This window comes from Nitrospirillum karajorum (assembly GCF_036348415.1).
Classification (GTDB): Bacteria; Pseudomonadota; Alphaproteobacteria; order Azospirillales; family Azospirillaceae; genus Nitrospirillum; species Nitrospirillum amazonense_B.
In genome coordinates, this window is record NZ_JAZBQB010000002.1 from 961,662 (window position 1) to 973,071 (window position 11,410).

Here is an 11,410-nt window from a genome sequence, read left to right on the forward strand (position 1 = left end):
GCGAAGCGAGACCGCGCCCCATGCGCCTTCTGATCGACACCGACACCGCCGGCGATGACGCCTTTTCCCTGCTGCTGGCCCTGCGCAATCCCAAGGTCACGCTGGACGCCATCACCATCTGCCACGGCAACGTGACCTTCGACCAGTGCGTGGAGAACGCGCTGTACACCGTCGAGGCCGCCGGCCGCGGCGGTGAGGTGCCGGTCTATCCGGGTGCCCGCCTGCCCATGATGCGCAAGCCGCTGGACGCGGCCTATGTCTTCGGCAAGGACGGCATGAGCGACGCCAACTTCCCGCCGGCCAAGCAGCGGCCCGAGGCCAAGCACGCCGTCGACGCCATCATCGACACCGTCCTGGCTCATCCGGGCGAGGTCACCATCATCGCCCAGGCGCCCCTGACCAATCTGGCGCTGGCGGTGATGAAGGAACCGGCCATCGTGCAGGCCACCAAGCATTTGTGGATCATGGGCGGCACCGACAACGCCGTGGGCAACGTCACCAGTGCGGCCGAGTTCAACTTCTACGTCGATCCCGAGGCCGCCAAGATCGTGGTCAACGCCGGCTTCAAGGCCAGCCTGCTGACCTGGACCCGCTCCATGGTGGAGGGTGTCATCACCAGCGCCGAGTTGGACGCTATCGCGGCGCTGGACACGCCGGTCTCGCGCTTCTTCACCCGCGTGAACCGCGACAGCCTGGCCTTCTCGCGTGAGCGGCAGCGCATCGACGGCAGCATCCACCCCGACGCCCTGACCTGCGCCTGCGCGCTGAATGAGGCCCTGGTGCTGGAAGCGGAGGACTGTGTGGTGGACGTGGAGACGGCGGGCACGCTCACGCGCGGCTATTCCAGCGTCTCCTCCGCCATCCTGCCGGATGCGGCGGACGCCGATCCCGACTTGGTGCCGCAGGCGCCCAACATGCGCGTCATCAAACGCGCCGACCGCGAGGGCTTCGTCCGCATGATGACGGACGCCGTGCGCTGATCCATTCCCGCCGGGCAGTCAGGCCCGCGCCAGGCGGCGGGCCCGCTGCCGGGCGTCGCCGGCCACCGATGCCACGGTCAGGATTAGGCCCGCCGCCAGCACATACCAGGCGGGGCGAATGCCGACGTCGAGGTCGAAGCTGAGGTTCGCCTCCAGGATCAGGTCGGGCGGCACATGGCGGACGGCCCAGAAGCCCAGCGCCTCCGCCCCCGCCGTGGCCAGCGCCACCAGCAGGCTGAAGCCCAGCAACACCGGCAGGGCGCGCGCCTGCCCGTCGGGCAGCACGCGGTTCAACAGGCGGTAGCCCAACAGCCACGTGAGCCAGCCGGCCATCAGCGTCGGCTCGGTCACGTCGGCCTTTTCCTGCATGAAGTAATGGACCACCGCCAGGATGGCGATGGGGTAGGCCAGGGCGTGCAGGCGGCGCCAGCGCAGGCCGCCCAGCCGCTTGATCATGCCGTCGGTGGAGGTGACGCCCAGCGCCACCAGGCCCAGCAGCGCCACGAAACCGATGGTGAGATAGATGCGGCGCGCGATCTCGGACGCGATGTGCACCAGGTCCAGCGACTGGTCCGCCGCGTAGCCACCGAGATGCACCACGGCATAGAGGCAGGCGGCGACACCGATGCGGCGGCGCACCGTCATCAGCGCCGGCCACCGGGCGATGCGCGCCAACGGCGTCACCAACAGCGACAGCAGCAGGAAACGGAACGCCCACAGGCCCACCTGGTGGATGAAGGCGCTGTAGGGCCGCGGCCCCAACTGGCCTAGGGCGGCATCTGCGGCAGTGAGTGCCAAGGGCAGGCACAAGCCCACCAGCACCGTGGTCAGCAACCAGGAAAAGCGCCCCGCACGGTCCTGCCAAAGACGCCAGTTCATACCTCACCCCCGGCGACAATGTGGCGATATGCAATACTGTTTGCAAATCTGTGGGCAAGGGGTCGCCCCACAGCCATTGCACAACGCATTCTTGATGCCTTTCCACGGGAGGGGGAGCGGAACGCCATTTTTAATTAATTCCTTATTTACCTTACCGAACGTGACCATCCGCCGCACCTGGCCCAGCCTTTGCTTAACCCTTCGGCAAAAGGGCTTTAAGCCCCCTGAACCGAAGGACGCCTGACCATGACCCGCCTGTTGACGGCCCTGATCCTGGGCTGCCTGGCGCTGACCGCCGCAGCGCCAGCCCGCGCCGCCACCGCCAACCGCACCATCGCCCTGAAGGCGACCGTGGCGACCGCCTGCACCGTGGACGTCACCGACCTGGGCGTGGCCCTGGATGTGGTGACCGGCGAAACCAAACGCCAGGTGGGCAGCGTGGTTGAGAACTGCAACGACGGCAAGGGCTACACCATCAGCGTCAACTCGGCCAACAACGGCAAACTGAAATCGGGCACCAACACCGTCTCCTTCACCCCCTTCTACGACGGCACCACCGGCAATGGCAGCGGCAGTGTCTCCGTCACCCGGTCCAAGGCCACCTTCGCCAAAACCGCCAGCCTGGCCGTTACCATCCCCGCCAACGCCAAGACCATCGCCGGCAGCTACAGCGACACCCTGACCATCACCATCAAGGCGAAGTGAAATCGGTCCCCTGATGTCCGGGACTATCCCCGTCTGCACAAAATCTGCACAAATTCCCCGCGATATCTGCTGACCCGCGCCCCCAGGGCTGCACGGTCGCATCGCATAACGGCGGCATGACACCCGCCGGAACCCCACCCCTAAGCCCATCCGCCACCACTGTGCCGCCCTGCGTCCTGCGCGACGGCTGGTGGCTGGTGACGCGCCCGCCTGGCAAAGGCCCGACGGCTGTCATCCTGCCCTTCAAGCCCAGGAAGACCCCGGCCCCATGACCGACACCATCCCCGTCACGACCGCCGGCCGGACGCCGGGCGGCGACGCCCCCGCCTTGCCTGCCGGCATTACCGTCGCCGGTTTGGCCACACTGGCGACTTCGCTGTTCTACGACGCGCCGCTGGGGTTGGATCTGCCCGCCTTCCTGGCGCTGCTGTGCGTTGGGTCGTTGTCGCTGAATTGGCTGGCCAGCGGTTCTGGACGATGGATACCGGCGGCGGCGGCGCTGGCGGCGGTGCTGGCGCTGTTGACCGACGCGGTCACCCCTCTATCGCTGCTCCTGTTCCCGCCCGCCGTGGCCGCCTGCCTGTTGCACCTGACGGGGCGCTGGCCCGCCAGCGTGGGCGGTCGGGCGCGGTCGGTCGGCGCCATGCTGGTCCAGGGCCCCCGGCGCCTGGGACGCGACTGCCTGGCCGCCCTGGAATGGAGCGTGGATGGCGTCCGGCGTCCGGTATTCGTCACCCTGGCCGCCCGTTGGGTCCTGCCCTTAGGCCTGGGCCTGATCTTCTGCCTGCTGCTGACGATGGCCAACCCGATCCTGAACGCATGGGCGACCCGGCTGCCGCTGGATTTCCTCAGCGGCATCGACGCCGGCCGTATCGTCTTCTGGATGGTTGCCCTGGCCCTGCTGTGGCCCTTCGTCCGAGTGACCGGGCCTGGCGTTGACGGTGTCAGCGTCGGCGCATCCGCGGGGAAACGGTGGCGCGACCACCCGGTGGCGGCCCTGCTGTTGTCGCCGGCGGCGCTGGTCCGGGCACTGGTGCTGTTCAACGCCCTGTTCGCCGTGCAATCAGCCTTGGACGCCTATTATCTCTGGACCGGCCATCCCCTGCCCGCCGGCCTCACCCATGCCGCCTACGCCCACCAAGGCGCCTATCCCCTGGTCCTAACCGCGCTGCTGGCCGCCTTGTTCGTCCTGGCGGCGCTGGACCGGCCGATGGTCTCCCCCACCGCGCGGCGCCTGATCATCGCCTGGGTGGCGCAAAACATCCTGCTGGTGCTGTCGGCCATGCTGCGCCTGGCCGGATACGTGCAGGCCTATTCCCTGACCGTACTGCGCCTGGCGGCATTCCTCTGGATGGTGCTGGTGGCGGTGGGCCTGGCGCTGATCCTGGTGCGCATGGCGCTGGGCCGCAGCAACCGCTGGCTGGTGGGCGCCAACCTGGCGGCGGCGGTGATCCTGCTGTACGCCACCGCCTGGGTGAACGGGCCAGCGCTGATCGCCCAATTCAACCTGACGCATTCCGCGCGGGTATCGGGTGGCCCAGAGCTGGACTGGAGCTATCTGGTCCGGCTGGGTCCTCAGGCCATCCCGACGCTGGACGAATACCTCACGATTCAAGGACCGGATAAGGAAATCCAAACCGCCCGCACCGAGCTGGCCCAGCGTTTCCTGTCCCACCGCACCGACTGGCGCAGCTGGACCCTGCGCGACCAGCGCCTGAAGGACTATCTGGCGGCCCATCCGAATGGTATCGATCAGAGAGGCCACCCCTGATGAGCATCATGCACCGCATCCTTGTCGTCGATGACGACCCTCATATCCGCGACGTCCTGTGCTTCGCCTTGGAAAAGGCGGGCATGGTGGCGGAGTGGGCCGGCAACGGCGTGGACGCCCTGGACCTGGCCACCCGCAACCCGCCCAGCCTGGTGGTGCTGGACGTGGGCATGCCGGAGATGGACGGGCTGGAAGTCTGCCGCCGGCTGCGCCGTGCCTCCGACGTGCCCATCCTGTTCCTGTCCGCCCGGGATGAGGAGATCGACCGGGTGCTGGGGCTGGAGATGGGCGGCGACGATTACGTCACCAAACCGTTCAGCCCGCGGGAGCTGGTGGCACGCGTCAACGTCATCCTGCGCCGCGCCCGGGGCCCCGCCCCGTCACCGGCCGCGCCGGAGGGGGAGCCGCCGGTGACCCGGGGCGCCCTGGTGCTGGACAGCGCCGGCCATCGCGCCACGGTGGCCGGGCGGGAACTGGGCCTGACGGCGCGGGAATTCAGGATGGTGAAGACCCTGGCCACGCGGCCGGCCGTGGTGTTCACCCGCAACCAGTTGATGGACGCCGCGTATCCCGACAACATCCATGTGTCCGACCGCACCATCGACAGCCATGTGCGCAACATCCGCGCCAAATTCCAGGCAGCAGGCTGCGAGGACGCGGTGGAGACGGTGCATGGCGTCGGCTTCCGGCTGGGCGGGTGCACGGTGGGAACCGCGTCGTGACGCCTCTGCGCGTCCACGCCAAATGGCGGCCGTCGCTGGGCATGATCGTGGTCGCGGTGCTGCTGGCGGTCGCGGCCCTGCCCCTAGCCGGCCTGTTCTTCTTCCGCCTTTATGAGAACCAGCTGGTGCGCCAGACGGAGGCGGAACTGATCGCCCAGGCCAGCGTGCTGGCCGCCACCTACGCCGACGCGGTGGAACGGCTGGAACCACCGCCGGCCTTGTCGCCGGCGGTAATGACGTCGCAGCCGGCGGACGATCGCTTCCACCCCATCGAGCCGGCCCTGGATCTCACGGGCGACGATGTGCTGGGGCCGCGCCCGCCGGCCCAGCCCGCGACCACGGCGGTGGACCCCGCCCTTCAGGCCATCGGCACGCAGGTCTACGCCATCGCCCGACGGGCCCAGGACCAGATGCTGGCGGGCGTACGGGTGCTGGACTTCAACGGCGTCATCCTGGCCGGCGCCGAGGAGGTCGGCCAATCGCTGGCGGGCGTGCCGGAGGTGGCGGACGCGCTGGCCGGTCATTACCATGCCAGCCTGCGCATCCGCCGATCCCAGCATGAACCGCCGCCGCTGTATTCCATAAGCCGGGGGACGGGTGTGCGAGTATTCGTGGCCCTGCCCATCATCGCCCACACCCAGGACGGGGACCGGGTGGCCGGCGTCATCTACGCCTCGCGCACACCCAACAACATCTTCCGCCACCTGTATGGCGAGCGGCGCAAGGTGGCCCTGGCCGGCGCCTGCATCCTGGCCGTCATCCTGGTCATCGCCTTCGTCTTTTCCCGCACCATCACCCGCCCCATCCACCAGCTGGTGCGCCAGACGCGGGAACTGGGCACCCGGACGCTGGACCAAGGGCCGGCCGACGCCCCCCACTACGGCACCCGGGAAATCGCCCTGTTGTCGCAAAGCTTCCACGACATGGCGCAGCGCCTGTCCGACCGGTCGCGCTACATCACCACCTTCGCCGCCCATGTCAGCCACGAGCTGAAATCCCCCCTGACCGGTATCCAGGGCGCGGCGGAGCTGCTGCACGACGACCTGGAGGGCGACCAGGCCATGGCCCCCGAACAGCGCCGCCGCTTCCTGGGCAACATCCTGGCCGACACCCGCCGCCTGACCGCCCTGGTGCAGCGGCTGCGCGACCTGGCCCAGGCCGACAACCCGGTGCGGGGCGGGCGGGCGGACCTGGCCGCCCTGTGGCCGGATCTGGCGGCGCAATTCCCCGACCTGACCCTGAGCGCGCACGGCGACAACGCCGCCGTCGCCATGTCGGCGGAGAACGCCCTGATCCTGTTCAGCCACCTGGCGGACAACGCCGGCCATCACGGCGCCACCGCGCTGACCGTGGATGTGGCGGTGCGGGATTGGGCCGTGGTCGTGACCGTGGCCGACAATGGCCACGGCATCTCCCCCGCCAACCGCGACCGGGTGTTCGACGCCTTTTTCACCACCCGGCGGGACAGCGGCGGCACCGGCATGGGACTGCACATCGTGCAGTCCCTGCTGCGCGCCCACGGTGGCGACATCCGTCTGGCGGAAAAGTCACCAGAGGGCGGCGCGGTGTTCGAGGTGACGCTGCCCCGCGCCTGAACGGTCAGGACGCCGGCTTGGCCGCGGCGTCCAGGCTGGCGGCGGTCTGGCCGAACAGGATCTTCTTGCCCGCCTCCGTCACCGTGGGGCGGGTGCGCAGCGGTTCCCCCTTGGCGTAGGCGCGGATGGTGGCGGGCCGGGCGGCCACCGCCTCGAACCAGCGCTTGAGGTCGGGGAAGTCGTCCAGGGTCTGCTGCTGGCGCTGCCAGGGCACGATCCAGGGATAGATCGCCATGTCGGCGATGGAATAGTCATCACCGGCCACGAAGGCCCGGCCGGCCAGGCGGCGGTTCAGCACGCCGTACAGGCGGTTGGTCTCATTGACGTAGCGGGTCATGGCATAGGGGATGCGCTCCGGCGCGTACTGAACGAAGTGATGGTTCTGCCCGGCCATGGGACCCAGGCCGCCCATCTGCCAGAACAGCCATTCCGTCACCGTCTTGCGACCCCGCACGTCGGCCGGAATGAAGCGCCCGGTCTTTTCCGCCAGGTACAGCAGGATGGCGCCGCTTTCGAACACGGTGATGGCTTCGCCCCCATCAGACGGCGCGGTATCGATGATGGCCGGCATGCGGTTGTTGGGGGAGAAGGCCAGGAACTCCGGCTTGAACTGGTCGCCGGCGCTGATGTCCACCGGGTGGAGGGTGTAGTCCAGCCCCGCCTCTTCCAGGAACAGGGTGATCTTGTGGCCATTGGGGGTGGGCCAATAGTACAGCTCGATCATGGGCAGCCTCGCATCGGGAACGTCACACGGGATGGGGGCCGATCCTACCAGCGGCCCCGCCCGCCGCCCGCCCCTAATGTGCGCGCCCCTTAATGCGTCGATGCCGCGTCGGCCGCCAGGGTCAGCGTGGCGCGATGGTCCGCCGCGATGGCCAGCAAGGCCTTGGCCGCCGCCTTGCGGACGTCACCGGTGCACAGGGCCTGGTCGATATGGGCGTCGAAATCCCGGTGCAGGCGCACCACCTGGCCCTCCTGCGCCCAATGGGCGGTGTATTTCAGGGTGTCGGTGGTGATGGTCGCGTCCTTGGGCAGGGCCGTCAGGTGATAGCCGGCGGGCAATTCCAGCGACAGGTCCTCCGCCGTGTGCCCGGTGTAGCAGGGTGTGGGTTCCGTATCCTTCATGCGCGGCAGGGCCAGGATACCCATCAGGAAATTGCCGACGGGATTGAACAGCCGCAGCCCACCGGGCATGGCGAAGCCGGCGCCGGTCAGCCGCTCCGGCATGGGATCGGCAGCGAAGTTGCCGCTGATGCTATAGCTGGGGGCGAAGTCCGTGGGCGCGGTGGCCAGCGTGAACTTGCCCGTGCCGGGTATGCCCAGGGACTGCAGGTGCGCCGATGCCGCCTGTTCCGGTCCCTGGGCCTGGATACCCTGGGCCATCTGGCGGAGGATGACGGCGAACGGCCCCGTGGCCGTGGTCACCGTTTGCCCGGTCAGCGCGCCGTCGGCACCCAGTTTCGCGGTGGCGGAAACCTGGGTGCCGCTGCCGGCGGCCAGCACCGGCACCTGCCGCAGGGCATGGCCGGCGGTGGTGGCATGCACCACCGGCTTGCCATACTCCGGAAAGGGCAGGACGCCGAACGGCGCCACGCCGGCGGTGGTGTCGGCGTACAGCTTGAACTCCGGCAGCCAGGTGATGGCGTGGTTGAGCGGCAGCAGCGACGGATGCTTGGGCAGGGTGTAGCCGTTGCTGCCGTTGATCAGCACCACCTCGCTGGCGATGCCCTTGGCCTTCAGCAGCGCACCGAACAGGACGGCGTGGTCCTTGCAATCGCCGTAGCCGTTGGCCAGCACGGCGTCGGCGGCATGGGGAATGACGCTGCCCTGGCCCAGCTCCAGGCCGACATACCGGATGTGGCTGGACACCCAGGCATAAATCCGTTCCGCCTGCTGGCGCCGGTCGGTGACGCCGGCGGTGATGCTGTCCGCCTGTTCCTGGATTTTGGGCGTCACCTGCTCCGCCGGGGCGGACAGTTTGGCGTAGGCGGCGGCGAAGCTGTCGTAATCCTTGAAGGTGGTGGCGAAGTACCGGGGATTGCGGTCCGTCGGCGCCAGCAGGGCGATGTCCTCGGTCAGGGGCGTCAGGTTGGCATAACGCCACCGGTACAGGACGCGGTCGCCCTGCTCCTCCTGGCTGAGAGTCATGCCCTCGGTATCCATGTACAAGGGCATGCCCTTGGGCAGCGACAGGCTGCCATGGGCGTCCCGGATGGTCACCGTGGTGCTGAAGAAGGAACCGTGCAGCACCTCCCCAGGAAAGAAGGGCTTCTTCAACTGCCGGCGCACCGTGGCGACGATGGTGTCGCCAGCCGCCAGGTCGGGGAAGATCAGGACCTTCTGCCGCTGGTCGTTGTACATGGGGATGTTGGGCGACCCGTGGGGCAGTTGCGCCTGGATGGCCGTCACGTCGATGGGCAGCTTACGGCCGTCCGGCTTCAGAGTGTACGCCTCGTCAATGTCCAGGCCCTCCATCGCCTCGCTGAAGGACAGCGGGAACTGGCCGATGGCATGGGCGGCGGCGTCCGTCTTGGCCAGGATCTCGAAATGATCGGTGGCGACGAAGGTGCCATCCTTCTGCACCACGATGTCCTCGGTGGACAGTATCGTCTCAATGGGCAGGTCGGCGCCCCAGGCAGCCGACCAGCAGGGCGCGAGGACCGTGGCGGCCAGAAGGGCGCGCGAAAAAGAAAAGGCGCGACGGGCTTTGAAAGCGGTCGAGAATAATCCGCCATCGAGCGGCCGAGGGCTGCAAGTCATAGGGCAAGTGTCCTTTCTTAAGCCTCGTCGGAGGCTGTCCCCCACAGCAAGATCGGGTTAAATGAAATACCTGGAATGGCGTGAAATTCAGTTGATACAATTATATGATCCACAACCCCAGGAAATTTCCCGAGCGGTATCAAAGCACTCCACAGTAGGCTTCTGATTCCGAATCCACGCAAGAGGCGCAAATCTTGACACAAGAGAAAAACCAAGACCAACGGCGCAAGAACGATAAATTCATGAATTATTTAAAACTGAGCGCATATTTTATTAATTGATAAAGAACATATAAATAATACATGATAATATTAGAAATGCTAATAATACTTTCCATTTAATGTTTTTAATATGAAAGATAAAACGGCCATCATCGGAAATAATATTACGTATATTGCATAAGAATATTTCATTTTTACACACCTCAGAGAGAGATTCCACCAAGCCATATATTATTAGTTTGATGGAAGCTAAAATTTTTTCTTGCGTCAATGCTTTATTTTATTCGAATCTCAGGACGAACAACCTAAGATGTCGGTGAATTAGACGGGCAAAAAAAATCCGCCTATGAATCCCCCGGCAATTAACCCCACCGACGCCCCGGCACAAGCCCCAGCAGGGCCGCCAAAAGCACCAAAAGTGCCCCCAATAATACCACCGCCCAAAGCGCTCAGACCAACACACCGAGCCGGAGTCATAGTTGGGCCACCACTCAAAGAGAGCGCCCATCAGGACATCTATCTATGTACAGCCATGGTGATCATGGTCATGCTCGATATAGCGCTTCATCACAGGCGGCATGGTCCCGCCAAAAATCCATCACCAACAGGCATGCGATCTTCATCGGCGAGCTTTGATGTTCCTGGCACCAATTTATATTTGAAATTTTTATTATATCGAAGCCCTTTGACGCGGAACACATTTTCCATTTCTTGCGGCGGATGGACCCAATATATATTACTGCTGCCGACTTTGCTTTGCGTTTCCTGGAATAAATGGTCATTCAGAAGATTACAAGGAAGCACATCGGTTATACTGTCACTTACACCAATCATTGCGAAGAATTTATCATGCATATCTTTTACACGCATAAGATCTATATTTGAACGTTCAGCTTCACTTGCTGGCTTTGGCGCACCATGAAACCCTATAATTGGTTTCGTCACCACCCATTTATTTTCAGGATAGCCCATGAATCGTGATGTTCCGATATACTTATGTCGACCAGCGAGAAATATATAGTTTGCACATGCGGATAAGCACATGCCGTATGGGAATACATCCATATGATTTTGATATATTCTAAAACCTATGCGCATCGCTGATTCAGCATCACCACCAAGAGAGCTTATGCGGACTTTATTCAAGCGAGCACCATAACGGTCTATTATGCTCTCCACCGAATCGGCGAGCACACTATCTATATCTGACGTCGATATACAGAGCACAGATCCAGAAACCCAAATTTTCGGAAATACATCCTCAAATGTCTTGCCAGGCGGGATCGTATTGTTTTTCCTAAATAACTCATTATCGCATTTTTTTATTACCCCCTGGTACAACTTTTCGTTATCCGAATTAGATGAGAATGCTGGTTTTGGCATACAAGTTAGGAACATGGCAAAAATTAATAATGTTAATATATTATAATGATTCTTTTTACACATCTCAACCACCCACGGCATCGCCAATCTTAAATGGAATGCAAGATTTATAATACAAAACTCGGCATTTCCTCTTGAGCCTGGCCCATAAATCATGATCGACACCATAAATTTTTAAGTCGCCCTTACCCCCCACTTCAAATGGGATACCGCGAATGACGTCAAATGGCAATATGGGCCAGGCTCCTGAGTCAGTCAGTACAACGTTGAGATGCCGTAGGCATGCTGCCATTGAAGGTTTTAACTGTTCCGTTTGAGCAAATTAACACATTCGGAGCAGGCTGAGGACTTAGATAGGGCTGCTTCGGCCTGCATATATAAGCTACACGACCCA

9 protein-coding genes are annotated in these 11,410 nt (G+C 63.8%); 5 read left to right on the top strand and 4 right to left on the bottom strand.

Annotated features, from left to right (window positions below):
• The first annotated feature begins 20 nt into the window (after nucleotides 1-20).
• Entirely contained in the window at nucleotides 21-980 is a 960-nt protein-coding gene (locus UCD39_RS11865; RefSeq protein WP_330496224.1) for a nucleoside hydrolase, read from the top strand.
• A gap of 18 nt (nucleotides 981-998) precedes the next feature.
• On the opposite strand, the gene msrQ is transcribed toward UCD39_RS11865, so the two are convergent.
• Entirely contained in the window at nucleotides 999-1,859 is an 861-nt protein-coding gene (msrQ, locus tag UCD39_RS11870; protein WP_330496225.1) for a protein-methionine-sulfoxide reductase heme-binding subunit MsrQ, read from the bottom strand.
• Nucleotides 1,860-2,105: 246 nt separating this feature from the next.
• Between msrQ and UCD39_RS11875 the strand changes: the two genes are divergently transcribed.
• The 4 genes from UCD39_RS11875 to UCD39_RS11890 all read left to right on the top strand — a co-directional run bounded on the left by UCD39_RS11875 (nucleotide 2,106) and on the right by UCD39_RS11890 (nucleotide 6,652).
• A complete protein-coding gene (locus UCD39_RS11875) occupies nucleotides 2,106-2,564 on the top strand; it encodes a spore coat protein U domain-containing protein (protein ID WP_330496226.1) in 459 nt (152 codons plus the stop codon).
• 268 nt (nucleotides 2,565-2,832) lie between these two features.
• Nucleotides 2,833-4,335 (top strand): DUF4153 domain-containing protein, encoded by a 1,503-nt coding sequence (locus UCD39_RS11880; protein ID WP_330496227.1) that lies wholly within the window; start codon nucleotides 2,833-2,835, stop codon nucleotides 4,333-4,335.
• The gene (locus UCD39_RS11885; protein WP_330496228.1) at nucleotides 4,335-5,057 is read left to right on the top strand and encodes a response regulator; all 723 of its coding nucleotides are present in this window, start codon (nucleotides 4,335-4,337) and stop codon (nucleotides 5,055-5,057) included. Before UCD39_RS11880 ends, UCD39_RS11885 begins: the two co-directional genes overlap by 1 nt.
• The gene (locus UCD39_RS11890) at nucleotides 5,054-6,652 is read left to right on the top strand and encodes an ATP-binding protein (protein WP_330496229.1); all 1,599 of its coding nucleotides are present in this window, start codon (nucleotides 5,054-5,056) and stop codon (nucleotides 6,650-6,652) included. Before UCD39_RS11885 ends, UCD39_RS11890 begins: the two co-directional genes overlap by 4 nt.
• Before the next feature lie 4 nt (nucleotides 6,653-6,656).
• Here the strand turns inward: UCD39_RS11890 and UCD39_RS11895 are convergent, their stop codons facing one another.
• The 3 genes from UCD39_RS11895 to UCD39_RS11905 all read right to left on the bottom strand — a co-directional run bounded on the left by UCD39_RS11895 (nucleotide 6,657) and on the right by UCD39_RS11905 (nucleotide 11,184).
• A complete protein-coding gene (locus tag UCD39_RS11895) occupies nucleotides 6,657-7,376 on the bottom strand; it encodes a glutathione binding-like protein (RefSeq protein ID WP_145731665.1) in 720 nt (239 codons plus the stop codon).
• Nucleotides 7,377-7,465: 89 nt separating this feature from the next.
• Entirely contained in the window at nucleotides 7,466-9,412 is a 1,947-nt protein-coding gene (locus UCD39_RS11900; RefSeq protein WP_330496230.1) for a DUF3857 domain-containing transglutaminase family protein, read from the bottom strand.
• Nucleotides 9,413-10,200: 788 nt separating this feature from the next.
• On the bottom strand, nucleotides 10,201-11,184 hold the full coding sequence (locus UCD39_RS11905) for a hypothetical protein (RefSeq protein ID WP_330496231.1): 984 nt from the start codon (nucleotides 11,182-11,184) through the stop codon (nucleotides 10,201-10,203).
• Nucleotides 11,185-11,410 lie beyond the last annotated feature (226 nt).